This is a genomic window from Sphingobium soli, from assembly GCF_020782245.1.
In the GTDB taxonomy this organism is placed as follows: Bacteria; Pseudomonadota; Alphaproteobacteria; order Sphingomonadales; family Sphingomonadaceae; genus Sphingobium; species Sphingobium soli.
Window position 1 is genome coordinate 25,691 of sequence record NZ_JAJGNP010000020.1, and the last position, 24,925, is coordinate 50,615.

The 24,925-nt window shown below is 60.3% G+C and carries 26 protein-coding genes and 1 tRNA gene; 4 read left to right on the forward strand and 23 right to left on the reverse strand.

The features are described from left to right. Positions 1–45: 45 nt before the first annotated feature. Entirely contained in the window at positions 46–1,416 is a 1,371-nt protein-coding gene (locus tag LL253_RS17345) for a class II 3-deoxy-7-phosphoheptulonate synthase (protein ID WP_228227951.1), read from the forward strand. A gap of 228 nt (positions 1,417–1,644) precedes the next feature. Here LL253_RS17345 and LL253_RS17350 read toward each other — a convergent pair whose 3' ends face one another. Genes LL253_RS17350 through LL253_RS17360 form a run of 3 tightly spaced genes read right to left on the reverse strand, consistent with a single transcriptional unit; the run spans position 1,645 to position 3,494 of the window. Next, positions 1,645–2,208 carry an LptA/OstA family protein gene (locus LL253_RS17350; RefSeq protein ID WP_009821006.1) on the reverse strand — a complete coding sequence of 188 codons (564 nt, stop codon included), beginning with the start codon at positions 2,206–2,208 and terminating at the stop codon, positions 1,645–1,647. Beyond that, on the reverse strand, positions 2,208–2,855 hold the full coding sequence (locus LL253_RS17355) for an LPS export ABC transporter periplasmic protein LptC (protein ID WP_228222061.1): 648 nt from the start codon (positions 2,853–2,855) through the stop codon (positions 2,208–2,210). The genes LL253_RS17350 and LL253_RS17355 overlap by 1 nt, the downstream gene beginning before the upstream one ends. 21 nt (positions 2,856–2,876) lie before the next feature. Further along, positions 2,877–3,494, reverse strand: a complete 618-nt coding sequence (locus LL253_RS17360; RefSeq protein WP_009821004.1) for a ribonuclease D — start codon at positions 3,492–3,494, stop codon at positions 2,877–2,879. A gap of 279 nt (positions 3,495–3,773) precedes the next feature. Here LL253_RS17360 and LL253_RS19955 point away from each other — a divergent pair, with 279 nt between their 5' ends. Beyond that, on the forward strand, positions 3,774–4,613 hold the full coding sequence (locus LL253_RS19955; protein ID WP_037542085.1) for a cold-shock protein: 840 nt from the start codon (positions 3,774–3,776) through the stop codon (positions 4,611–4,613). A 162-nt stretch (positions 4,614–4,775) separates the two neighbouring features. Here LL253_RS19955 and LL253_RS17375 read toward each other — a convergent pair whose 3' ends face one another. The 10 genes from LL253_RS17375 to LL253_RS17420 all read right to left on the reverse strand — a co-directional run bounded on the left by LL253_RS17375 (position 4,776) and on the right by LL253_RS17420 (position 13,319). Continuing rightward, complete coding sequence (locus LL253_RS17375; RefSeq protein ID WP_228227952.1) at positions 4,776–6,461, reverse strand: GH35 family beta-galactosidase; 1,686 nt, start codon at positions 6,459–6,461, stop codon at positions 4,776–4,778. A 147-nt stretch (positions 6,462–6,608) separates the two neighbouring features. Further along, positions 6,609–6,779, reverse strand: coding sequence for a hypothetical protein (locus tag LL253_RS17380; RefSeq protein ID WP_009820999.1), 171 nt, complete (start codon positions 6,777–6,779; stop codon positions 6,609–6,611). Next, a complete protein-coding gene (locus LL253_RS17385; protein WP_009820998.1) occupies positions 6,776–7,018 on the reverse strand; it encodes a hypothetical protein in 243 nt (80 codons plus the stop codon). Before LL253_RS17385 ends, LL253_RS17380 begins: the two co-directional genes overlap by 4 nt. Then, positions 7,015–7,224 (reverse strand): hypothetical protein, encoded by a 210-nt coding sequence (locus tag LL253_RS17390; protein ID WP_009820997.1) that lies wholly within the window; start codon positions 7,222–7,224, stop codon positions 7,015–7,017. The genes LL253_RS17385 and LL253_RS17390 overlap by 4 nt, the downstream gene beginning before the upstream one ends. Before the next feature lie 133 nt (positions 7,225–7,357). Beyond that, a complete protein-coding gene (locus LL253_RS17395) occupies positions 7,358–8,722 on the reverse strand; it encodes an ATP-binding protein (RefSeq protein WP_228227953.1) in 1,365 nt (454 codons plus the stop codon). Between the two features lie 10 nt (positions 8,723–8,732). Beyond that, positions 8,733–9,452 carry a response regulator gene (locus tag LL253_RS17400; RefSeq protein ID WP_062733281.1) on the reverse strand — a complete coding sequence of 240 codons (720 nt, stop codon included), beginning with the start codon at positions 9,450–9,452 and terminating at the stop codon, positions 8,733–8,735. A gap of 139 nt (positions 9,453–9,591) precedes the next feature. Continuing rightward, complete coding sequence (locus LL253_RS17405) at positions 9,592–10,227, reverse strand: EF-hand domain-containing protein (protein ID WP_228227954.1); 636 nt, start codon at positions 10,225–10,227, stop codon at positions 9,592–9,594. A gap of 256 nt (positions 10,228–10,483) precedes the next feature. Then, positions 10,484–11,701, reverse strand: a complete 1,218-nt coding sequence (locus tag LL253_RS17410) for an argininosuccinate synthase (protein ID WP_009820993.1) — start codon at positions 11,699–11,701, stop codon at positions 10,484–10,486. Between the two features lie 168 nt (positions 11,702–11,869). After that, the gene (locus tag LL253_RS17415; protein WP_228227955.1) at positions 11,870–12,958 is read right to left on the reverse strand and encodes a hypothetical protein; all 1,089 of its coding nucleotides are present in this window, start codon (positions 12,956–12,958) and stop codon (positions 11,870–11,872) included. Positions 12,959–13,124: 166 nt separating this feature from the next. Next, positions 13,125–13,319 carry a DUF4169 family protein gene (locus tag LL253_RS17420; protein ID WP_228227956.1) on the reverse strand — a complete coding sequence of 65 codons (195 nt, stop codon included), beginning with the start codon at positions 13,317–13,319 and terminating at the stop codon, positions 13,125–13,127. A gap of 90 nt (positions 13,320–13,409) precedes the next feature. On the opposite strand from LL253_RS17420, the gene LL253_RS17425 reads away from it, so the two are divergent. Further along, complete coding sequence (locus LL253_RS17425; protein WP_228227957.1) at positions 13,410–14,402, forward strand: LacI family DNA-binding transcriptional regulator; 993 nt, start codon at positions 13,410–13,412, stop codon at positions 14,400–14,402. A gap of 24 nt (positions 14,403–14,426) precedes the next feature. Here LL253_RS17425 and LL253_RS17430 read toward each other — a convergent pair. Further along, positions 14,427–14,516, reverse strand: a tRNA-Gly gene (locus tag LL253_RS17430). Positions 14,517–15,148: 632 nt separating this feature from the next. Between LL253_RS17430 and LL253_RS17435 the strand changes: the two genes are divergently transcribed. Continuing rightward, positions 15,149–16,252, forward strand: a complete 1,104-nt coding sequence (locus LL253_RS17435) for a glycoside hydrolase family 99-like domain-containing protein (protein WP_228227958.1) — start codon at positions 15,149–15,151, stop codon at positions 16,250–16,252. A 26-nt stretch (positions 16,253–16,278) separates the two neighbouring features. On the opposite strand, the gene LL253_RS17440 is transcribed toward LL253_RS17435, so the two are convergent. The 9 genes from LL253_RS17440 to LL253_RS17475 form a co-directional block, all read right to left on the reverse strand. Beyond that, positions 16,279–17,031 carry a sulfotransferase family protein gene (locus LL253_RS17440; protein ID WP_228227959.1) on the reverse strand — a complete coding sequence of 251 codons (753 nt, stop codon included), beginning with the start codon at positions 17,029–17,031 and terminating at the stop codon, positions 16,279–16,281. A gap of 56 nt (positions 17,032–17,087) precedes the next feature. After that, on the reverse strand, positions 17,088–18,029 hold the full coding sequence (locus LL253_RS17445) for a glycosyltransferase family 2 protein (protein ID WP_228227960.1): 942 nt from the start codon (positions 18,027–18,029) through the stop codon (positions 17,088–17,090). Beyond that, a complete protein-coding gene (locus tag LL253_RS17450; protein WP_228227961.1) occupies positions 18,026–20,572 on the reverse strand; it encodes a glycosyltransferase WbsX family protein in 2,547 nt (848 codons plus the stop codon). The genes LL253_RS17445 and LL253_RS17450 overlap by 4 nt, the downstream gene beginning before the upstream one ends. Positions 20,573–20,773: 201 nt before the next feature. Further along, positions 20,774–20,947, reverse strand: coding sequence for a hypothetical protein (locus LL253_RS17455; RefSeq protein ID WP_228227962.1), 174 nt, complete (start codon positions 20,945–20,947; stop codon positions 20,774–20,776). Further along, entirely contained in the window at positions 20,944–21,279 is a 336-nt protein-coding gene (locus LL253_RS17460) for a DUF6527 family protein (protein WP_228227963.1), read from the reverse strand. The genes LL253_RS17455 and LL253_RS17460 overlap by 4 nt, the downstream gene beginning before the upstream one ends. Continuing rightward, the gene (locus LL253_RS17465) at positions 21,276–21,989 is read right to left on the reverse strand and encodes a lysozyme family protein (protein WP_228227964.1); all 714 of its coding nucleotides are present in this window, start codon (positions 21,987–21,989) and stop codon (positions 21,276–21,278) included. Before LL253_RS17465 ends, LL253_RS17460 begins: the two co-directional genes overlap by 4 nt. A gap of 38 nt (positions 21,990–22,027) precedes the next feature. After that, positions 22,028–22,432 (reverse strand): hypothetical protein, encoded by a 405-nt coding sequence (locus tag LL253_RS17470; RefSeq protein WP_228227965.1) that lies wholly within the window; start codon positions 22,430–22,432, stop codon positions 22,028–22,030. A 23-nt stretch (positions 22,433–22,455) separates the two neighbouring features. Continuing rightward, positions 22,456–22,587 (reverse strand): hypothetical protein, encoded by a 132-nt coding sequence (locus LL253_RS19865; RefSeq protein WP_266101059.1) that lies wholly within the window; start codon positions 22,585–22,587, stop codon positions 22,456–22,458. Next, on the reverse strand, positions 22,584–24,911 hold the full coding sequence (locus LL253_RS17475; protein WP_228227966.1) for a hypothetical protein: 2,328 nt from the start codon (positions 24,909–24,911) through the stop codon (positions 22,584–22,586). The genes LL253_RS19865 and LL253_RS17475 overlap by 4 nt, the downstream gene beginning before the upstream one ends. Between the last annotated feature and the right edge of the window lie 14 nt (positions 24,912–24,925).

Consider the following 24,925-nt stretch of genomic DNA (forward strand, 5'->3'; position numbering starts at 1 on the left):
GCGTAGGTGCGGCGCCTATTTTGATGCATGCGAAGGAGAAGAGACGTGGCGGCGAAGTGGACGCCGGAAAGCTGGCGGAGCCAAAAGGGCATTCAGATGCCCGTCTATCGGGACCAGGTGGCGCTTGCTTCGGTCGAGGCTCAGCTTGGCCAGTTTCCGCCGCTCGTCTTTGCGGGCGAGGCGCGCAACCTGAAGGCGGATCTTGCCAAGGTGGCGACCGGCGAGGCGTTTCTGTTGCAGGGCGGCGATTGCGCCGAGAGCTTTGCCGAATTCCACCCCAACAATATCCGCGACACGTTCCGCGTGCTGCTCCAGATGGCGGTGGTGCTGACCTTTGCGTCCAAGCTGCCGGTGGTGAAGGTCGGCCGCATGGCGGGCCAGTTCGCCAAGCCGCGATCGGCCGATACCGAGACGATCGGCGGGGTGGAATTGCCCAGCTATCGCGGCGACAATGTCAACGACATTGCCTTCACAGCGGAATCGCGGGAGCCGGACCCGGCGCGGATGGTGCGCGCCTATAATCAGTCCGCTGCGACATTGAACCTGCTGCGCGCCTTTTCGACGGGCGGCTATGCCAGCCTCGACCGGGTGCATGGCTGGATGCTCGACTTCATGGGCCGCAGCCCCTGGGCCGCGAAGTTCGAGGCAATGGCCGACCAGATCGGCCAGGCGCTCGACTTCATGCGCGCCTGCGGGCTGGACGCGGAGAGCGTGCCGCAGCTGGGCGGAACCAGCTTCTACACCAGCCACGAAGCGTTGCTGCTGCCGTTCGAACAAGCGCTGACCCGGCAGGATTCGATCACCGGCGAATGGTATGACACGTCGGCGCATATGCTGTGGATCGGCGACCGCACGCGCTTTGAAGGATCGGCGCATGTCGAATATCTGCGCGGGATCGGCAATCCGATCGGCATGAAGTGCGGGCCGAGCCTGGAGCCGGATGCGCTGCTGCGGCTGCTCGATGTGCTGAACCCTTCGCGCGAGGCGGGGCGGATCACACTCATCACCCGCTATGGCCATGACAAGATCGAGGCGGGCCTGCCCAAGCTGGTGCGCGCGGTGCTGCGGGAGGGGCATCCGGTGGTGTGGTCGTGCGATCCGATGCACGGCAATGTCATCAAGGCGCCGAACGGCTACAAGACGCGGCCGTTCGACCGCATCCTGGCCGAGGTGCGGGGTTTCTTCGCCGTGCATCGCGCCGAGGGCAGCTTTGGCGGGGGCATCCATGCCGAAATGACCGGGCAGAATGTCACCGAATGCACCGGCGGCGCGATCGCCATCACCGACGAAGGTCTGGCGGACCGCTACCACACCCATTGCGACCCGCGCCTCAACGCGGCGCAGAGCCTGGAGCTGGCCTTCCTGCTGGCGGAAATGTTGAACGAGGAACTGAAGGAACGTCGCGCGGCGGCGTGATTTCCCGTCCGATCGTGAAAGGGCGTCGCTGGCGAGGCGGCGCCCTTTTTCATGCCTATAGCGCGACAGCAAAAGCGACGGCTGTCAGGCGTTTTGCATTTCCGCGCCGCCAGGATCAAACATTATCGTTGTAAATCAGATGCTTAGCCGTTCGCAATAAGGCGCATTATTGCGAATCCTGCCATTTTGTAAAAAACGCTCCGCACCTGTCGCCTTTTCGGGGCGCGGTCAGTTGCTGCGCTGCGGCACCGAGAAGGTGCCCGAGACCCGTCCGCTGGGGCTGGTAGAGGTGCCCGCGCCGCCGCCGCTGGAGCGCCCATCGACGGTCGATCGCCCGCTGTTCAAATCCATCACCAGCCGTCCTCCGGTGAGCCGATTCGCCCCCTGCGTCAGCGCAACATTGCCCAGCATCGTGATCAGCTTGGCATTGAGGTCGTAAATGGCGACATTGCCGCGCGCGGTCTGATCGCCCTTGGTCACGACGACATTGCCCGATGCGTCGATACGGTCGATTTCGACGCCATTGGCGCCGCCGCCCGGCTGGTTGCGATAGGCGACGGTCATGCGCGCGGCGTTGAGCGTCATGCCCGCCTGCGTCACGACGACATTGCCCGACACGACGACGCGGTCGGCGCGGTCCTGCACCTCAATCCGGTCGGCGGTGAAATTGACCGGGGCGTTGCTGTCATGATTGCGGAGCGCCTGCGCGAACAGGGGGCCGCCAGAGCCGACGATCATCACGCCAGTGGTGGCCAGAAAGCCTGTCGAAAGCAGGATGAGGGTGCGTTTCATCACTTCTGCCCTTTGAGGCCATTTTGTTCGATACGCAAGCGGGCGCGGCCGTCCAATGTCACGGTGCGCGCGCCCATGTCGGCTTCGAGATGATCGGCGCTGAACGTGCCGATGGGAATGCGCCCGTCGACGCGGCCGGCGCTGCGCATTCGCCGCGTCGTGAGATCGACGCCGACGTCGCGGGTGGTGAGGCGATAGCCGCCCGCCGCCTGGAACTGCACCGGCCCCTCGATTGCGACGCGTTCGCTTTCCATGTCGTAGCGGCCCTTTTGCGCGGTCAGCACGGCGGGACCATCCGACAACAGGATGCGCGCGGACATGTCGTTCAGGTCCACGATCGGTTCGCGTGAGCTTTTCTGCACCGCCGATCCGGCGCGCAGTGAAAAGGGCTGACCCTTGCTGTCTTCGCCGCGATAGAGCGCTTCGGTGACGCGCATGCGTTCCTTGGCCACTTCCACCTTGTTCTTGTCGAGCACGAAGCTGACCTTGTCGCCGCTGGTGAAAGGCGCGGTGGCGAGCAGCGCGGCGAGTATGCCGACCGACACGGGCAGCCAGTTTTTGAGCAGCTTGACCAGTCGGTCATGGCTGCCCCCCGGCCGCGCCCAGTGGCGGCGTACATTACGTTGCTGTTCGGCCTGAACGGACATGGCGGTGCGTCCCCGTCCCCCTTACATATGCGCGAAAATGTCGGTTTCCGGCCAACCCGCCAGGTCCAGTTCGGCCCGGTGCGGCAGGAAATCGAAACAGGCCTGGGCCAGTTCCATGCGCCCTTCCCGCTCCAGCCGCTTGTCCAGTTCGGCCTTGAGCTGGTGGAGGAACCGCACATCGGATGCGGCATAATCCTTTTGCGCGTCGGACAGGACCGGACCGCCCCAGTCGCTCGATTGCTGCTGCTTGCTGATGTCCTGCCCCAGCAATTCGCGCACCAATTCCTTCAGGCCATGGCGGTCGGTATAGGTGCGCACCAGGCGTGAGGCGATCTTCGTGCAATAGACCGGCGCGGCGACGATGCCCAGATAATGGCGCAGCGCGGCAATATCGAAGCGGCCGAAATGATAGAGTTTGAGGCGCTCAGGATCAGCCAGCACGGCCTTCAGATTGGGCGCGGCATAATCGCTGCCGGGGTTGAAGCGGACCAGATGCTCGTCCCCTTTCCCATCGCTGATCTGGACCACGCACAGCCGGTCGCGCGGGGTGATGAGCCCCATGGTTTCGGTATCGACGGCGATCGGCCCGGGCGCGAGCACGCCGACGGGCAGATCTTCTTCATGGAAATGAACGGTCATGCCACCCCCTCTATGGCGAAACCGCTCGCACCGCAATCGACGCAATGCAGGACCCCCGTTGCGCGACGAGCGGACGCGCACATGCGGCAGGATGCTCATGATAGCGATAATATCGCGAAAAGGAACGGATCGGGTCCGAAGAGGTGAAAATCATTCGCATGGCCCTGAAAAGTTGATATAGTGATTCCCAAACCCGCCTTTGCGGTGGATTTTGCATGTCATTCGCCCGACATGTTTGTCCGATTGGTCTTGGGGCGAAGCGAAAGTGACTAACAGGGCATGAGTTTTGATAGAGGTCGCCGCGGCGGGCGCGGCAAGGACAAGCGCGACGGTTTCGGCGACGACAATTTCTACGATCAGGGCCGCGGCGGTTTTGGCGGCGGCGGTTTCGGCGGTGATCGCGGCGGCTTCGGCGGCGGCGGTGGCGGTTTCGGCGGCGATCGTGGCGGTTTTGGCGGCGGTGACCGCGGCGGCTTCGGCGGCGGCGGCGGTGGTGGTCGCGGCGGCTTTGGCGGTGGCGGCGGTTTCGGCGGCGGCGGCGGCGGCGGTGGTCGCGGCATGCCCGCGCAGGTCGTCGGCGAAGGCAAGGGCGTCGTTAAATTCTTCAACGGACAGAAGGGCTTTGGCTTCATCGTTCGTGACGATGGCGGCGAAGACGTGTTCGTTCATATCAGCGCGGTGGAACAGGCCGGCCTCACGGGCCTCGCCGAAGGCCAGCCGCTTGGCTTCACGCTGGTCGATCGCGGCGGCAAAGTGTCCGCCACCGACCTGGTGATCGACGGCGAACCGATGCCGGTGACCGATCGCGCGCCTCCGCGCGAACCGCGCGCCGGTGGTTTCGGCAACGATCGCGGCGGCTTTGGCGGCGGCGACCGTGGCGGCCCGCAGCGTCAGCTGACCGGTGAGCGCGCGAGTGGCACGGTGAAATTCTTCAACGCGATGAAGGGCTTTGGCTTCATTCAGCGTGATGACGGCCAGCCCGACGCCTTCGTCCACATCAGCGCCGTCGAACGCGCCGGCATGGCCGCCCTCAACGAAGGCGACCGTCTCGACTTCGAACTGGAAGTCGACCGTCGCGGCAAATATGCCGCGGTGAACCTCCAGTCGAAGGCCGACTGAGCCAACGCAAAAGACACATCCCTGTCACTAGGGAGAGGATGCGAAAGGGGCCGCTTGGAAAAGCGGCCCCTTTTTATTTGGTAGATCGAAAGACCGACCGATGCAGCAGCCCTATGCCCCCGTCGCCAAGGGCAGGGATCGCTTGCCAATGATCATAAGCCGTCAGCGATACCGATAGAGGCGGACGCGATAGACCTTGTTTTCGGCAGCGTCCGATGAGGAGAGCCGCAGGGATTGACCCTGGCCATTTTCGTCGCCGTTCAGTCTTCTCCCGGCGGACATCGTCCCGTCCTTCAAGATTTGTTCGTCGATACTCTCAATACCGACAATCGGCGGTCCGGGACGGTCCGTGGTAAAGCTGACCTGCATATCGCCAGCCCCCAAGACGATGAAATCGTCCGGTCCGGTTTGGAGGAACATCGCCGCGACGCGGCTGTCAGGATCGACATTACCATCGGGTCCGTTTGCGCGGGCCATGTTGACCATATAATCGCCGATCCGCCCCCGGCCCGATCGTTGCGCCGAGCCCTCCATGATAACAGTCGAGATCTTTCCTTCTGCCTGCTTCTCAAGCACCAACGGCGCGAGTTGTTCGAGCTGGCCATAGAGCGCGCCGATCACAGGGTCGCCATCCCCGCCAGTGCCAAGCCCGACGCTCGGATCTCCAGCCAGTTGCACGCCGCGCTCGTCAATGCCGAAGGGCGAGAAGCCGAAACCCTTGAGCGCGCCGAACGTGTAAAGAGCATTGGCCGCACCGATCGCCCCGCCCCGCGCTTCGGGCACGAACAGCACATTATCGGGGCGTCGATATTGAGACGCCCAATAGGCATAATTGTCGAAATAAATGTCGGGAGCGAGGAAATCGAGGGCCGGCGCACCCGCCTTCCAAAGATCCATGGCAAAAGGCAGCGGGCCACCCGAATTATACTGGCCCGGCTCGTAATTGGGCCGGATCAGCGCCGCATTGGTGAACATGGGCAGCGCATATTCCGCTTTGCCAGCCGCAGCGACATGATCAATATAGCGCGCATAGGACCAGGACATGAACAGAGAATCCGTCATGCCTTCGTCCCCGAAGACCTCGGTCCAACTTCCGCTGGCCCGCCCTCCATTGGCTTCCCACGCGGCGCGCAATTCCGGGTTAAGTGTCGCGCGATGCGCGGTCAGATAGGTCATCAACTCCACAGGGACCGGCCCGGCAAAAGCGGCTTCGGCGTCGGGCGCGTGGTCGCGCGATTCAGGAATGACGCCGACCTCATTTTCCACCTGCACCATCAGCACCGTCTGGCGCGCGCCATCCACGGCCTTCAAATGCCGCATCAGTTGCGCAAAGGCACGCGCGTCGGCATCGCGAGCTGTGGTGGACAGAGCGGAAATGCGTTCCGTCCCGCGTCCATCGGCAGTCTGCATGCGCGGAAACCGCTTCGTGTCGCGCTTCACCCATGATGGGACATAGCTGGAGAACGTGTTCTTCCAAGTACCGAACCAGAGAAATACCAGCCGCAGATCATGATCGCGCGCGCCCTTTATCAGGCCATCGACATTGCTAAAGTCAAACTGGCCCTCGACCGGCTCGATGGTCTCCCATGCGACGGGCACCAAGATCGTGTTAAGATTGTCGCGGACCAGCAATGGCCATTTCCGACTGAAATGGACAAGGTTGCTGGTGCTGCTGTTCTTGACCTCGCCGCCCAGCACCAGAAAGGGTTTGCCATCCACGATTAGCTGCGTTGCGGCGCCGCGTTGTTCAAAATGCGGCAGATCGGTGCGCGGGGCGGTAGCGGCGATGCCAACCTGAGGCAGGCCGCATAGGCTGGCCAGCAATAACAGCGCGCATATATGTCGCATGGAAACCCTCTCCGCATCGTATTGTGTTAACGATACCATTACGCGGAGTTACTTTGGATGCCAAGACGCAATTGGGTAAATGCCGGCCCTATCAGGATCGTCTGGAATGCCAGCCGAAAGCTGGTGCGCCCATGACAGCCCTTACCGCTACCCCGCGTCGCGGGGGCGGCGGGCTTGGGCTTCGCGTTGGGTGACGGCGAGGATTTTGGCGTGGGCGCGGATGAGGTCGCTGTCGCGATTGCGGCGCGTCTGGGCGGGCGGGCTTGCCGCCTGCGCCGCGCTGGGGGTGCGGAGGGCCGCTTGCTGGCGTTCGGTCATCGGCGAGAGGTCGCGGCCGGCAGTTGACGCGCGACATGCGAGGCGGAGCGCACCACTTCACCCTGGATCAGCTTGCCCTTCATCAGTCCGCGCAGCGTGTCGGCCTCGCGCGGGTCCAGCATCACGACGCGCACGCCGCCCGATTGCAGCGGTTCGATCACCGAAATGCGCAGCGCATGGCTGGCGCACAGGGCCGTGACCGCTTCGGGCGTGCCCTTGACGTTGATCGCGCGGCTCATGCCCGCACCTCCACATGCGCGGAAAGGGTGAAGCTCGCCGAGCCATCGGCGCGTTCCGACCGATAGGGATGAGGATGCTGGCGAATACGTCGATTATAATCGGCCGCCGATCGACGATGGGCGGAAGATATTTCAGGCGTATGCGCGCTATGATAGCGGATCAGTTCTTCCTGCTCCCGCATCAACAGATAATTGAGATCGTCCAATATTTGGCTCCCTGGCTGGCAAGCGGGAGCACAATGGTCTCTCTGTCACGGCGAATGCTTGCGGCATGGGTCGCGCGATGGCCATGATGTAGCATAATATTCAGGATATGTCGCCCTTTTAAATCTGGTGACGTCATGCAGGCAGCACCAGGCTGGCCTCCAGCCCCCCTTCCGGGCGGTTGGCGAGGAGGAGTTCGCCATGATGTTCGATCATGATCGCGCGGACAAGCGCAAGGCCCAGGCCCGCGCCGCCGGTTTCGCGGTTGCGCGAGCCTTCCAGGCGGGTGAAGGGTTCGAGCATTTCAGCCATGCGGTCCTGCGCGATGCCAGGGCCTTCATCAGCGACGGTGATACGCACCTGGCCGGGTAAGTGGGAAACGCTGACATGGGCGCGATCGCCATAGACGATGGCGTTTTCAATGAGGTTGCGCAGCGCGCGGCGGATTTGCTGCGGGCGGACCAGAGCGACCGCGCGGGCGCTGTCGGCCAGGGTGACGGGCGATCCCAACTCGACGAAATCCTCCACAACCGCGTCCGCCAGCGCCGAAAGGTCGACCTTTTGCGGGCTTTCGGCGCTGCGGCCGGCGCGGGCGAGCGAGAGAATATCCTCCAGCATCCGGTTCATTTCGTCGATCGTGTCGGACATGCGCGCACGCTCGGCGTCATCCTCCACCGATTCGGTGCGCACGCGCAGCGAGGCAAGCGGGGTGCGCAGGTCATGGCCGATCGCGCCCAGCATCCGGTCCTTTTCATCCAGCATGGCGATGATGCGCGCACGCATGGCGTTGAAGGCCATGGTGAGATCGCGCACATCGCCCGGCCCGCGTTCGTCCACTGGATCGGCCGCGCCCGTGCGCGCGAATTGCTGGGCCGAGGCGGTCAGCTGGCGCAGCGGGCGCGCAAGGCGGCGGCCGATCCACAGCAGCGGCGCGAGCACGATGATGTAGAGGATGAGCGTCTGCCCCGCCAGCCAGCCGCCAAAGCGCGGCGGGCGATTACCGATGCGCCCTTCTACCAGCAGCCACTGGCCCGCATCATATTCGACGGCCAGTTGCAGCCGGCCGACGCGGCGATCATCGGGCGCCTCCCCCTGGCGCAGGCGGAGCCTTTCCCAGCGGCGGAGTGGCATGACGCGGCTGTCCTCCGCCGCGATCACCTGGCGGACCGTTAGGCCCATATCCTCCAGCATATCGCGCGCGCGATTTGCGACATCGGGCCGGGGCTTGCCGCCGAGCGCGGGCTGCGCGGCAAGAAAGCGGATATTGCGGGCCTGCCGCCGGTCGGGCCGGCCGTCTCGCGCGGCGGCGCGGTCGGGGCGTTGATCGAGCGCGGTCAAGACGCGATAGGCGAGCGGCGCGGTCTGGCCCGTTAGCGTCAGCCGGTTGCGTTCGCGCAGCAGCAGGCCGAAATTGATCGCCTGCGCCACGAACAGCGCCAGCGCGACCAGCAGGATCACCTGCCCGACCAGGCTTTGCGGCCAGAGGCGGCGTATCGTCATGCCCAGCGCGTCACAATTTGCGCACTTCGGCCGACAGCGTGTAGCCGCCGCCCCAGACGGTCTTGATGAGCGTCGGGTTCTTGGGGTCAGGTTCGATCTTCTTGCGCAGGCGGCTGATCTGATTGTCGATCGCGCGGTCGAAGGCGTTGGCCTCCCGCCCCTGGGTGATGTCGAGCAGCTGGTCGCGGCTCAGCACCTGATTGGGGCGCGTGGCAAAGGCCAACATCAGATTATATTCGGCGGTGGACAGCGGCAGCGACACGCCTTCGCTGTCGACCAGCGTGCGTTCCTGCGATTTGAGCAGCCAGCCGGCAAAGGCATAGGTCGCGCCATCGGGTGCGGTGACGCGCTGGCCGCCGCTGGCGACACGGCGAAAGATCACCTTGATGCGGGCGACCAGTTCGCGCGGCGAAAAGGGTTTGAGCACATAATCGTCCGCGCCCATTTCCAGGCCGACGATGCGATCCGTCTCCTCCGATTTCGCGGTGAGCAGGATGACCGGGATCTCGCTCGTCTCGCGGATATGGCGGCAGAGCGACAGGCCGTCCTCGCCCGGCATCATGATGTCGAGGATCACGAGGTCGATGGCGTTGGCGTTGAGCCGCACCCGCGCCTCCGCGGCGCTGTCGACGGCGGTCACGCGAAAGCCGTTTCGGGACAGATATTGCGCCAGCGGTTCGCGGATCGAACGCTCGTCATCGACGAGCAGGAGGTGGGGACGGTCGCTCATCATGCCTGTCTGTCATGGGTTGTTCATGGTTGGAAGGGCGAAGGCCAGGCCCCCGCCCTTCCGATGAAGGCCGGACGGTCGGTGCGCGGGGCCGAGGGAGAGGAAACCCCGTGCGTCGTGCCGCCGTCAGTCACGCGGCTCAGTTCTGAGCGGACGCCTTGCGGTCCTTCCACGCAGCGCGCATCGCCTGACGGCCGGCCTTCATTTCGTCGGCGGTGACATAGCCATCCTTGTTGCTGTCAGCCCGATCGAACATGGCCATCGCGCCAGCGGTAAATTCGGCCTTGGTGATCGTGCCGTCCTTATTCGCGTCGGCAAAGCCGCCGCGCGCGCCGTGCATCATGCCCTTGCCGGGGCCGCGATGATGGCGCTTGCCCATGTGACGGCCGCCTTCGCCCTTGCCCATTTCAGCACGCTTGTCGGCGCGGGCCTGCTGACCGGCGGCGAGTTCGGCTTTGCTGAGCTGGCCATTCTTGTCGGTGTCGAGCCGGGCGAAGCGTTCGTCCATGCGCTGCTGGCGCTTTAGGTCACGATCCTTGGACGTCAGCTGGCCGTCCTTGTCGACGTCCATCCTGGCAAAGCGCGCGTCGAGCGCGGCCGTGAGTTCCGCCTTGCTGATCTTGCCATCCTTGTTCGCGTCGGCCTGCATCATCATGCCGCCGCGCGGGCCACGGGGGCCGTCTGCGCCGGGTTGGGCGAAAGCGACATGGGTGGCGGCAAGGCCCCCGACGAACAGGGATCCAACCGCGACGGTGGTGAAAAATTGGCGAAGCATATTTGTTTCCTTGGCTTGGTTCATCCGAACGAGGCCGGTGCCGCGTCCTTGATGACCCTTATGGAAACCAGTTGTCCCGCAACTTTGTCAGTCCACCGCCGAATTTGTCGCGAAATGTATCAGGCAGAGGGTGTCCGCATGGATAGCGAAGACGTCCTTTCGCAGGAATGGCCAAGGGGCAAGGCGGGTCCCCGCCTGCGCGACGACGACGGGGGTGGGCGGCTCTGGCGGCTGCGCCCGCCCCCCCCCGGTGCGATCAGCGGTCGCGCCGTCCGAGCAGACGAAGCCGCAGGGCGTTCAGCTTGATGAAGCCGGCCGCATCGCGCTGATCATAGGCGCCAGCGTCATCCTCGAACGTCACGACCTTTTCGCTGTAGAGCGAATAAGGCGATTTACGCCCGACGACATGGACGCCGCCCTTGTAGAGCTTGAGCCGGACGGTGCCCGTCACCTTTTCCTGGCTGTGGTCGATCGCGGCCTGGAGCATCTCACGCTCCGGGCTGAACCAGAAACCGTTATAGATGAGTTCGGCGTAACGCGGCGCGAGTTCGTCCTTCAGATGCGCAGCGCCCCGGTCGAGCGTCAGCTGCTCGATCCCGCGATGGGCGAGATGATAGATGGTGCCGCCGGGCGTTTCATACATGCCGCGCGACTTCATGCCGACGAAGCGGTTCTCGACGAGGTCGAGGCGACCGATACCATGTTTGCGGCCATAGTCGTTCAATGTTTCGAGAAGGGTCGCAGGCGACATGCCCACGCCGTTGATCGCAACACCATCGCCGCGTTCGAAGTCGATCGTGATATATTCCGGTGCGTCCGGTGCATCTTCCGGGTTCACGGTGCGCGAATAGACATAGTCCGGGGTTTCTTCCCACGGATCTTCCAGCACTTTGCCTTCCGAAGAGGTGTGCAGCATGTTCGCGTCGGTCGAAAAGGGGCTTTCGCCGCGCTTGTCGCGGGGAATGGGGATCTGATGCTTTTCGGCGAACTCGATGAGCTTCGTGCGGCTGGTCAAATCCCATTCGCGCCAGGGGGCGATCACCTTGATGTCCGGCGACAGCGCGTAATAGCCCAGTTCGAAGCGAACCTGGTCGTTGCCCTTGCCGGTCGCGCCATGGCTCACCGCGTCCGCGCCCACTTGTTTCGCGATTTCGATCTGCCGCTTGGCGATCAGCGGCCGGGCGATCGACGTGCCGAGCAGGTACAGCCCCTCATAAAGCGCGTTGGAGCGCATCATCGGAAAGACATAGTCCTTCACAAATTCTTCGCGCAGGTCGTCAATGAAGATATGCTCTTGCTTGACGCCCATCAGTTGCGCCTTGGCGCGGGCGGGCTCCAGTTCTTCCCCCTGTCCCAAATCGGCGGTGAAGGTCACGACCTCGCAGCCATAGGTCTGCTGCAACCATTTCAAAATCACGCTGGTGTCTAGGCCGCCGGAAAAGGCGAGGACGATGCGATTGATCTTTTCGGTCATGGAGCGGCGACTCTTTCTGATGGAAACGGCGCGTAAAGGCGTGCGCGCGCCCGGTATCAGTCACGCCGAAAAAGCGCAACCGGACTGGCGGGGCCGGGATCGCAAAAAGGCCGAGCGCATGGCCCGGCCTTCATTGCCTTTCTTGATTGCGTGGCGGGGGCCAGCCGATCAGCGTGTACGCGGTTTCAGGAAGCCGCTACGCGGACCATCCTTGTCGAAGCGATAGACCATCTGGCTGCGATCCTGCGTCGCCGGGCCGTGTGGTGCAACCGGTTCGGCATGTACTGTTTGCGGCGCATCGGGCGTGCGGGCCGCCGCTTCACGCTGGGCCAGCAGGAAACGGGCGCGTCGGGTGCGCTTGGTCCGGGTCGTAAAGGGATTTTCCGGGCTGGGGGGCGCGGCGACCATGGCGTCGAGCGTCGCGTCCTGTGGCATCACCATCGCCGGGGCCATCGCCGGACGCGCACCGATCGCGGGCCGGCTGGCGGGCGCATGCTCTACGGGCGTCTTCCGCGCCGGACCGACCATAGCAGGCGCGGGCTCAGGCATTGCCGCAGCGGTGGCATAGGTTGGCGTAACAACTCCGTCCTCCGCAACGGGGCGGCGGCGGCGCATCACCATCGCGCCACCCAGGCCCATCAGCAGCAGCGCGCCGCCACCCATGGCCCACAGAAGCGCCTGATCCGTGCGCGCGGCTTCTGCCGGGGCTTCAGCGGCCATCGATGGCGCGGTGGCGGCGGCAGCCGGCATATCTGCCGGGGCGCGATCCGTCGTGGATGGGGCTGGCGGAGTCGGCGCCGCCGTCGCGGCGGCGGGCGACATCACTGGCGCGGCCGGCGCGTCCATTGCCGTGGATTCGGGCGTGGGGGCAGCCCGGCGAGTACTTTCCTGACGCGCGGATGGGCGGTTCGCCTGATCCGTAGCGCGGCTGCTTGCCTGCTCCGCCTCGGCAGCGGCACGTGCCTCGGCGATGCGCTGTTCAACCGGGGCGGTCGACTGCACGACAGGCGCGCTCGGCTGAAACACCGGGGTTGCAGGCATAGTGCTTCCTGGCATCGTGCTTCCCGGCGTCGCCGCGGCCGGCGCGACCTGTGCCGGGGTCATTGCCGGCGGACTGACGACGCTCGCCTCCGGCGCGGCCGAGGGCGCAACAGCGGGCGGCACGATGTCCTGCGCCAGCAGAGGCGTTGCGGTAAAGGCCAGAACAGCGGCGATCGCGGCCCTGGCGGGGCGGATGGTGCGAATATGTCCAGTCATAGTGGATCATCAACCATCGACTGGTCCGAATCTTTGCATGAACTGGCCGCATCAAGGACGAACCGAAAGGACGATAAGGCGAAGCGATCATTATGAACGGATGTTCATCGCATGAAGGCCAGGACATCTCACCTTCGCTGAACGATTATTCATCCTACAGCGATTATTACTGATCTTTTTCTTGAGGCGACTCGCGAAATGCGCCCCTCAACACGGCATCCTGGCGCTCGTCTTGGGCCGCCTGCGCCGAACGTTCGGCCTTCGTGCGGCCATGAAGCGCCCGATTGGCGGCCGCGTTCGCCGCCTTGTCGGCACGAGCCTTGCGCTTGCGCGCCTGACGCAGATTGATGACAGTGCCCATCGCGCCACCATAAGGGAGCGCGCCATGGCTTGCCAAGCGCGACGACAAAGGGGCATGACAAACGCCTCCCCGCGCCATGAGCCAGGACCCATGACCAGCATTCACGACGTCGCCGCCCTCGCCAAAGTCTCGATCAAGACGGTGTCCCGCGTCGTCAACAAGGCGCCCAATGTCAGCGACGTATTGCGGGACCGGGTGCAGGCGGCGATCGCGCAGCTGGGCTATCGCCCCAACCAGTCCGCGCGGCGGCTGGCGGGCGGGCGGTCATTCATGATCGCATTCCTTTATAACAACCCCGCCCCCGGCTATGTCAGCCGCATCCAGATGGGCGCGGCCTGGCGGTGCCGGGACCTGGGCTATCATCTGGTGGTCGAACCACTATCGCCGGGCGGAGAGGAACGGTTCGACGTGCTCGACCGGCTGGTCGCGGCGCTGCGGCCCGATGGCGTGCTGCTCGTCCCGCCGCTGGCCGACGACCAGCCGCTGCTCGACAGGCTGGCGCAGATGCAGCTGCCCTGCGCGCGCATTGCCGGTTCCGGGCCTTCGCCCAGCTTCACCATCTCCACGCCCGAACAGGCGGCGGGCCGGATGGTCGCGGATCATCTGACCAGCCTTGGCCATCGCCGCATCGGTGTCATCACCCCGCCCGCGACCCACCATGCCGCGCTGCGCCGGGTCGATGGCTTTCGCGAAGGGCTGGCGGCGGCGGGCATCGCGGCGGAGGAGGCGCTGTTCGTGCCCGGCCGGTTCGATTTCGCGTCGGGGATCGCGGCGGGCGAGGCATTGCTGGCGCTGCCGCACCCGCCGACCGCCATCTTCGCCACCAATGACGACATGGCGCTGGGCGTGCTGACGCTGGCGCACCGGATTGGGTTGCGCGTGCCCGAAGACCTGTCCGTCACCGGCTTTGACGATACGTCGGCGAGCCTGACATCCTGGCCCCCGCTGACCACCGTGCGCCAGCCGCTGGAGGAAATGGGCCGCACCGTCATCGACGCGCTGGCGCAAGACGCACGCGACACACCCGAATTCCGCTTCACCCTGATCGAACGCGGCAGTTCAGGCCCGCCGGCGCAAGCGTGAGGGATAAACGATGTACGGGATGGCTGGAGCGGGTAGCGGGGATCGAACCCGCATCACAAGCTTGGAAGGCGTGTGAAGTAACGCATTTTCAACGATTTATAAAAATTTATCCGCAAACGTTACACGTACATTTAGGGAACAGAAGGAATACATCCGACATGTTTACCGCGCCGTTACCGCAAACCCTCAGTTAGCTCGGAAGCATCGGGAGATTAACTATTCAGCAGGAATAAAAGTTTTTTCATCGTTAAGCGTTGCTCAAGTCGCTCGCGTGTACTCTATTGTCGTATGAATGGCTCGACACAAGATAGGGAATACTAATGCTAAAAGGAAAATCAGCGTCAGAACTCGCCATGATCGGCCGCAGCGGCGGCGGATTCGTGTTAGACGGATCAGATTATAGCGCGTCAAATCTCGCGATGATCGGTAGGAGTTTGGACTCCCAGAGCCGGATGACCATTATGAATTCGAGCCGTTTCAGCACCAGCGATCTAAGCATGGTTGCGCGCAGCGCCCCCGGACGGATTTCGTTTAGCTAACGAGCCTTCCAAGCTCTACACATTCCCAGATTTCCGCGACATGATTTGTAAAACGGCCGAAACCTTGAGCGCTGTTTTTCAAAAGCCTAATTTGGCTCGGTAAACCTCGTCGAGCAAAAGCGCAGTCGTGAGACAGCGCCACGACTGTCGCCAAGCTAAGCCAATCCGTCTACTAATCTGTCACGTTGTCCTGTTATTGGCGGACCAATGGCCTTTCGCCTGCCAACGGGAGTTTGGCATGAAAATGGTGGAGCATTCAAAATGATCAAACGCCGCTCCTTTCTCGCGGCCTTCTCGCTACCATTCATCTTTTATCCCAGCACTCCTTTTGCGCGGAGACCACGCATCCCGGTAGGCGCTATTAGATGGGATGCTTGGTACACGCCTGGGTCGCCCCAAACTGCCGCCGTGTCGCGTAGTTTAGGCGAAAGAAGATTTAAGGACAGGATCCCGACATTCGGAAGCCAATGTGAGAGTGATCGAATTTGCTTTCCGGAGGACATCCAGTCAGAAATCAAGACTGAAATCGATATGGCCGCAGACGCCGGTTTAGATTTCTGGGCGTTCGTCGCCTATGAAAGGGGCCATCCTCTTCGCAGGGCATTTGAATATTATCTTTCAAGCAACAATAGCTCTCGCATCAAATTTTCGCTTATTTGCGATGCAGGTCGATTTCAAAACAAGGAATTACGCTTAGACCATGCGAAATTGATAGAAGATCCTCGATATCAAAGCTGTCGCAGTGGCAAGCCGATATACTGCATAATGATTAATGGATTGCAGAGAGATTTTAAGTCATTAGCAAGAGATATTCTCGACTTTCGACGATCAGTAGCGGAAAAAACTGGGAAGAATTTGACAGTTTTAGCGATGTATTCGTCTAAGAGAAATTTGGACCCTACCGGAATGGAAGCGTTCGATGGCAGCGCGTATTATTCCATCGTCTGCTCAAGGTCCGGGAATAGTTACAGTGCTCTGGCAGAGTGCGCCGAACAAACGTGGGAGCAAAAAGCGCAGTTCGACGCTCTATACGCGCCCACCATAATGACAGGCTGGGACAGATCACCCCGGGAAATGCACCCGGTATTCTGGGAGGCGCGACGCAATTATCCTGGTATCAACTTTGGGCAACCAACCCGATTGGAATTTGCTAATCATATAAAATCAGGCTTGGCATTTGCGCAAAATAATTCGGATACACCAGCAGTTTTCATTTATGCTTGGAATGAGTTTGATGAAGGTGGATGGTTATATCCTACCAAAGGCGACAAATTTGACCGCCTCGCAACTTTGAGGTCTCTGCTTTTATGAAAAGCAGAACCCCGAATTTATCACCATCAATCTATAAAATACTTTTCGTAATCCGTACCAGAAAAGTGCTCCTTCAATTCTTTCCAATTTTTCACGTAATGAGATTGCGGAAATTGCGCCTGCTTTTTCAAGGCTTGCTTAACAGGCACTTTCTCCAACTCAAGAAAGGAAAAAAGCCGAGCCGAAACTCCAGGAAAATCCCGCACGAGTTCATCATAGTCGACAGCAAAAGAAGGAACCTGCTTGGATAAGCTGTCAAGGAAACCTTTGACATCGGAATAACCCTTGAAAAAGTTTTCCGCTTCGGTCGGATCTATTGAAACAACAGCTGCAGGCACATTGGAGCGCCTCGCCTTTGCGCTTTCCATCCATTTTCCGGATGCTCGGGCAACCTGGCGAGATATAAGGCAATCGAGCAAATTGTTCCGCCAAATGGTAACCAATTTAGTATCAGGGAATGCTTCAAAAATGCGCATGAAAAGGCGCTCTGTAGTAGGCGCCTTCAGATAGTCGCCAAACAGTTTGAAACCTATAGCGCCCGCCTCCGGCGCTGGTGTAGGCCATACCTCGTTTCTCAAAAATTCGATTCCGTCCTCCGCATTGGGATCAAAAAATCGAGTGCTCCCGTCGCTCCTTACGATCGCGTGGGGACCGGATCGCTCACGGGCGACGGGGTGAAACAGTTCACCAAGCATCTTGATGCCAGGGTGCTGATCGAGTGTCGTCGCCAGTAGGGTCGAACCCGTCCTGGGCATTCCGGCCACAAAAAAATTCTGCATCGTTACCTCAATCTAGCCTAGTGATGAAATTTCAATCATGCTGCACGTCAGAGGGTTTAGGCCACGTCTCGGTCGTAAATCCGCCAGCTTTTTAAACCACGCCCCATTTCGCGATCATAAAATCGAGACATGCCTTTTTGGCCCACAAATGTCTCGAAATATCCCGGCCATTTGGATGGGCTTGGGCAGAGCGAATTCAGCGGCTCGCGATCTATGACACGGCGAAAAAATCTGCGCATTACAACTTCGGTTTCTACCTCCGCCATATGGCTCAAGCCTTTGAAGGAGTTTTGCGGGTGAAGACGATAGCTATATAACGGCTGCAAAACGACCGCCGGTTCACAATAAAATAGAGACTGAAGTACGAAGTCCCAATCGTGACAATATTTTAGCGGCAGGAATCCGCCAATTTCATCATATATGTTTTTACTGAACACAATATTTCCGGTGGACACAGCTAAGTTTTGGCGTAGCAAGCCAAATCCGGTCGTGATATCTCTATTTATATTTAACAACTGTCGAATTTTGAAATGAGCAAACGGCGCTAAGTCTTCTGCCGTAAACGTACCGTTCCCTTCGTCGACCACATCAACCAGACTAAACCCTACATCAGACCGCTTCTCTCGCATCGCGTTTACAATGCTTGTGATACGCCCGGGAAGAAATTGGTCGTCGGAATTGATGACTGTGATCAATTCCCCTTTTGCCTTTGATATACCCTCATTGATGGTGGCGTGTGCGCCTCGATTTTTGGCGTTGCGCGAAACATACACTCTATTGAAGCGCTGACCATAGGGTGTACGCAGGAGCTTCGACGCAAAAGCGAAGCTCCCGTCTGTAGAACTGTCATCAATGACGATCAGTTCGATATTGTCGTAATCCTGACTGTGAACGGAGTTTAGGCACTCATAGAGAAATTCTTCGTGATTATAAATTGGGACAACCACGCTTACGAGAGGCTGCTCGCTGTCGGTCCACCCTGCGCAATTATAGGTCATGACACAACCAGTTCGATATAAGTGGGAACTGGCACAAGGTCTTTGATATCACCAGCTTTCGAAAGCAAAAACTGAAGGCTGTAACGCCCTGGCTCTACGCCATTCAATGCTGCCTTGATCGAAAATCCGCACCACACCGAACTCTCTGAGAGGTTCAGAGAGTTGATGATGTCCTCCCGCCTTTCTCGGTCATAGATTTTTGCAAAATAACTAAAGCCAGATCGATCAGTCGGCGAAAGACTCACAAATACCGGTAGCGAAGGACTCAATAGCATAGCGGGGCTGTGTATCCATCCGCGCAGCGTCAGAGTTTGCTGACGGGAAAAGAACTCGATCTTTGTGTCATGCCCAGGTCGGCCATTGATGTTGTCCAACCATACACGATCCCCCGCCGTAATGGTCTCGACCTCAAACCATGATTTATCTACGGCTACAAACGGTGATGCTCGATCAGCAACTGAACCACCATGGTTCCTTATTAATCCTTGCAATTGCTGATTTGCATTCGCGAGTTTTTGAACCAGAGATTTGATATCTCCAACAGTCACCGCGCCTATCTCCTCGTCGTCGGGGAGTGAATCGAGCGATGCAACTAGGCCTCTATCATGCGACAAAGATCTTCGTACGGAATTGAGAAAAGCGTGAGCATTCTTTGCATCCGGCTCAAGATGCGCGCCCTCCGCCCATTCATTCCAAGCATTGATAAACACAAACCGTGAGGATGAAGGCAGATTCACTCGCGCTTGCGCGCAGAGGTAACTCATCCAAGCCTCAAAAAGCTCAGGGGACGAATGCGCGAAGACGTTGCCGTCTTTACCCTTCCGGCTCGTATTATCCCAGGATGGCATCGCGCACCTAAACTGGATATACTCTGCCGCTGGCCGGGCTATCTCTGACCGCACAACCTCCTTATAGTCATAGATCTTTCCGCGATACGCGGGGTCAAGATCTTTGATTTTGTGGTTAACTTCCGGCGCTACCACGCCATGAGGTGGGAATTGACAGCTGCTATCGCAGCCATAGGCATTTGGGTCAGTGAGGCCGAAGCTTTCTACCATACTGACGTGAAGATCAGGAAAGCCGTGTGATTTCACAATCTTGCGCCAACGGGCAACAGTAGCCTCGGGGTTTTGCAATAACGATATGCGATACACCAACAGAAGCGGTGCTCCATCAACGGTTATATACTTATCCGACTTAAAATATTCGATACAAGAATTGATAAATTCTACGTCATCTTCTTCGACATGCCGTTGCGCTATTAAGACGTCAGATTCCGAGCCATCCCAGCGCCGAGACCAGTTCTCGTTGGCCCAACACAAACAAAAGTCCAAATCTAAATTTTTTTCAACATGCCTATCAATTGGCATTGTCATTAGCTTTTTACCGGAGAACCAGTAGTAATAATAGCAGAATCCCTTGATGCCGTATCGCTTTGCTAAATCGATTTGCTTTTGCTGGACGTCTTCGACTCGGAGATCATAATAGCCAAAGTCTGCCGGAATATGGGGCTGATGATGTGTCGGAAAGAAAGGCTTTGCCCCAACGACATTCGTCCATTCGGTGAATCCTTCACCCCACCATTCGTCATTTTCCGGGAATGGGTGAAATTGGGGAAGATAAAAAGCGATTGGCTTAACTTCGCTAGTATCATCCTCTTCTGGAACAGGCAAAGAGATCAACTGATCTCTAACGCTGATATATTCGTTACGTACCTGTGACGCAATGATAGCGTCAAGTACAGGCAATATTTTAGAAACCTCTATTTTCTCAGCGAGCAGTTTGCCGGTGAAGGGCAAAATAATGTCAGTATCTGCGATTTTAATCGTCAGTATATCGCCGATAATTTGGGGGGTATCCGCAATCTTCTTAAGCTGAGTGAAGATATTTGCGGCGGCCTCAGTGCTTATCGCTGATGCGTTAATCCGAAAGCCAGCCCTGATTGGCAAGCCTACTATCTTGTCAATATCTGGACGATTATATCTCGTCGTGGTCGACGTAACATGTATTCCGCACAGGAAAATATCCAGTCCAACTGACCCCATGACGTTGTCGGTTGATAATGCCCACCCGCGGATATCCCAGTTATCAAAAGTGTCAATGCATCCCCGCCAAGCAGGTGCTGCATATAAATCCTTAAGGTTTTTTAACGGCGACTCTGGCTCAGATGATGGCAGGCGAATTGCTCTCGCGCCCGGGTTTGCTTTGCCATGAGATGTCTTTTCTTTTGATCCCTGCGTTTCTTCGGCCGAAATCTGCTTTGCATCGCTATGTGCGGTAGCGTCAGCTCGTGTTTCACCCACCTCGTCATACCCCCAGTCGTCGTTTCGCCCGCTCACGTTAGGACGGCAGCCGCGAACAATGCAATCCTTTGTTGCAGCGCGATATGAGACGTCGCGAATAGCAAGATGGGGGAGGACGGCGCAATCTGCCTCTTCGTTGGAGTATTTGTATCTTGTTTTCAGACAGGGAGAATCATCTGAAACGGCGCCTCGGGTCTGTCGATCCGACGTTTCTGAACCAATGTTGATCCGTGCGGTCACCAGCTTTTTGATGCCAAGGCGCCGATCGCAGCGAGAAAGGGTTCGTGCTGGCGCGCTCAGCGGCCTCTGTCAACAAAGCTATATCCGGGGTATGCCGGCATCATGCTCAACGAATGGTCCGATCGCGATCCTGACCCGCCCCATTCGGCATGGCGCGACAGGATTATCATGGCCCTTGCCGCCTTGACCGGCATCACCCTCCTAGTAAATATCGCTCAACGCTTCGGCTTGCTGTAGCGGGCACACGCGATCGAGCGCGCGCAGCGCCAGAGCCGCCGCCATGCGCACCCGATCCGCGTTCTCGCAACTGACAGCCGGCATGGACTGGCAGGCGGTGAGCATCAATAGCGCCGCCAGCCTGAGCGCGGCCCTCATTCCTCGCCCCAGCTGAATGGCGGTAGAGGAACCGTCTGACCCGCGAGCGCATGGCTACTATCGGTTAGAAACTGGATGCGCCCATCGGTGACGAAGGAGTGGCATACCTCCGGCGGATCGCCAGGCTCGGGCTTGAAGTTCGGGTCCACGGCGCGACCCGTGGTTACCAGGATCGACGGCGTGAATGTCGGCGCGTCCGGGTTGCCGTTATAGCCCCAGCGCGGCCCAGCACCTTCGCCCACCTTGATGCCGTGGACGGTTTTGCAGCCGGGGCACATGAACAAAATGCCGCCATCAGCCGAGCCGCGCAGCGTCGACGAAAGCGCGTTCACTTCGCCACCTCGCCCGTTCTCGATGTCAGCCAGTCGATGAAACCCCCGACCGTCTTGTCTTTCAGGATCGATGGGTTCGCAGCCGTCGCCGCCTTCCCGGCGATCAGGTCCGCGCGCTGTTCCTTGCCGGCCGCCAGGATCGACCCGGCCGTGACCGCGCCCAGGAAATGCGCGGCGTAGAGCGTCGCCCGATTGATCGGCACACCGCGCGAACGCAGATAGGCGGCGTTCTTTGCGGTGAAGGTCCGCGCCCGCGCCAGCTGCTCCGCCGGCGATGGCTTGAGGCCGCCAAATGCCGGTCGCAGGGTCGGCCCCCATGTGCCGCCTTCGCCGACCCATGTCGACCGGATGAACTGATACAGGCCGGATGCGCTGGACGTGGTCGCCTGTGCGTAGGGCTTGTCGCTGCTCTCGATCCGGGAGAGCATCGGCCAGTAGCTCTCCGGGATGCCGGCCGCGTCGATGGGATCGAGCACCGGCGGCTTGAGGCTGTCAAGCATCGCGATCGTGCCACGCCCCGCCCAGCCGTCGACCTTCAGGCCATGCTTGCCCTGGAACAGACGGACGAAGGCGTCGTCATCGACGGGCAGGCGACGGGGCGCTTTCACCCCCAGATGGCCGATCGTCACAGCCCCGGCTATGCCGTCCCGTTTCAGGCCGAACCGCCCCTGAAACAGGCGCACGAAAGCGTCATCAGAAATGATGGTCATAAGTTCCTCGCATTTTTAGAATTAGGGCGGGCGACGCCTCAGTCTTCGGGTTGGCCCGCCAGCCGCTTGGCGCTTAATTCGGTCTGCACCGCGTTTCGCAGTTCGCCCTTGCTTTCGGTCACCTCACGCGACAGGTCGCGCAGCGTGATCGCCTCGACCTGTCGCATGAAGCGTTCGGTATAGAGCTTGACGACACGCTCCGCGCCGATCGTCGCTCCAGCCGACACCAGCGCGGCCGCTTCGCCGCTGACGCCGAACTGCGTCACCAGCCAGTAGGCGATCAGCCCGACCATCGGCAGCAGCAGGATGTCGGCCATCAACAGCGACGGCCGCACCTTCACGCCCTTCTTGATCAGCAGCGCATATTTCGCCGCCAGCCCGAATGTCAGTCCGATCCATATCCACGCATATTTGGCGAACGCCGCCTCGATCCATGGCGTCATCGCCGATGCTCCCTGTTGTGTGTTCATCTTCGCCGGCTTTGAGAAAGCCGCCGCAGCCATGCCCCGAACAGGTCATTCTCCCGCGCGTGGGCGTGCGCCTGCGCTTCGCTCATCTGCCCGGTGAGGTAGCAGGGCTGGAGGGCGGCGAGGGTCATACCGCTGCCACAGCGCCGGTGCTGTTCTTCGACTTCAGGATCCCGCCTTCGAAAAACAGAGCAAACGAATTGGCGGCAGGAGTAGGAACATCAGCCGATGCGAGCGCTGGGATAACAAGCGCCTTCTGGCACTTCACCTGATCTGAACGCGCGTCGAGAATGACCGCGCCATCCACCTGCATGGATGCGGCGACTGCGGAGCCACTTGATCCCGTCGCCCGTGCACCGATACGCACGCGCTCACCTGTTGCGCCGCTGGCGTCGTCGGTTTCGTAAATCTGGCCGCCCAGCCAGCTATCTTCGCCGGTCCATCCGCTGTCATTGGCGGTCGCATGATAATAGTCGAACAGTTTGCGCGGCGCACGGCGATAGCGGGCGCGGTCCCATGGCACGCCATCCCGGCTAAAACCATAGCGGGTCAGCGCGCCAGTTGTGGTGCCCAGATCGGGCACGCCGATCATTTTCAATGTGACTTCGTTCCTGTCGCACAGCGAGCCTTCGATCAGGCCGGTATTCACCCGCCTGACGGTGCCGTTGATGACATTATCCGTAGCGCCTTCATCCAGGCCGGTGTCTTCGTTGACCGTTCGCTCGATCCGCACGGCGGTCGTTGCCGCAACAATGCTCGGATCTTCGTTGTCGATTACGAAATCAATCCGCGAACGACTGGTGCCGAGCAGCTTGACGATATTTACCTCTGCTGGCGACGTGCCATCAGGATAGCGCCCAATTGTGCCCGAAATAACGGCATCGACATGGCTGTCATAAGCGCGGCGAAGATCAATGGCCGACGAAATCGGATTGTCGATCTGCGCACCCTTGACCGAGACTTTACGCGCCGCGTTGGTGAAGCCGGTCACCGGGTTGGAGGATGACGCCGGTGCCGTCGAGAAGGAATTGAAGCAGTTATCGAAATAGTCGCCTACCGACCGGATATATTCAAAGGCCCGCTTTGCAGCCCACCCACCGCGACACCCATAAAAGTTATTTCCGAAAAACAGAGCGCTGGTGTTATCCAGCGAGCCATCCGGGTTCGCGGTCAGGTAAAGGCCGGCGTCCAGAAATCCCCAGAAATTGGAGCGCGAAACAACCACGCGGTGGCCACGAAGGCCCGCACCAGCATCTCCCTTGTCGCTGCCATAAAAATGGTCCGCCGCATAAAAGTCGCACTGGTCGATGTGGGTGAGTCGAAAACCATTAAGATTGAGGCAGTCGGCGCTGGTGAGGTTGCCACCGGGCACGAAGCGAGCGTCAAACCTGATATTGTTCACGATGGCGTCGATTGAGCGGGCGAAGGTTTCTCCCACATCCGCGATGTTGGATGCTTTGACGATAGGACCGACAACGCCGGGACCACCGATAATGCTGCCCTCGCCCATGCCGATGATTTTGAGCAGAGTCCCCTCGGCGGTGACGACAGCCCCGGTGTTGCACCAGATAGGCTCGGTGACGATTATGTCGCGACCCTTCTTGAGCGCATCGAATATCGCAGCTGTCAGCCGCGGGCCGTCATCAATCAGCGAATCACCAGCAATATGCGCGGCAATTAGCGCCCGTTTGGTGCGGTAGATATTGCTCGATTTGAAATGGATCGGCAGGACCGCCTGCGCACCTGTGAGAATGGCACTGGGAGAGAGGGACTGGCCGTTGCCGTCGATGGCAATCGCACTCGCTCCGTTATCTACGATGTCCTGCACCGGTTCGACCAGGTTCTCCGCCTGATGCCGCGCCGCGACCGCCGCTTGAGCCGCGGCATCCGCCGCCTCCGCAAAGGGCGCGCCACCTTCACCGCCCCATTCGCGGATCTTGTCGCGCATCAGCGCAGGGTCGGCCTCGGTAATATCGCCCAGGTCCTTCAGCCGCTGCTCGACGCCAGGACCGGCCGCGCCGCGCTCACTGACGCGGACGACCGGTCCGTCGGATACCAGTTCGGCCACGGGCAGGTCGATCCACCGGGGCGGGGCATCGCTGGGCAACGCCGTGCTGGGCTGCGCCGAGATCCTGCCCGTCCAGCGCGTGGTCGACGCGCCGGCCGTCGTCTCGATGACGTCATAGACGATCGGATAGCCGACGCCTGCCTCATAGATTGCCGTCGCCTGATCGGCCGTGATCGGCGCGGTCACATAATAACCATCACCCGACAGGATCATCGGGATCGGGTCGAAGATCGCCTGCGTCAATATGTCCCGCCGCACCGCGAAGACGAATCTGCGCCCCGACAGCGACTGCGGCGCGCCGGCCGCGTCGAAGAAGGGAAAATGGACCGGGCGCGGATCACCGGCATAGATCGTCAGCGCCCCGGAAACGGTGCGGAACATCGTCATGGATTGTCCTCGGC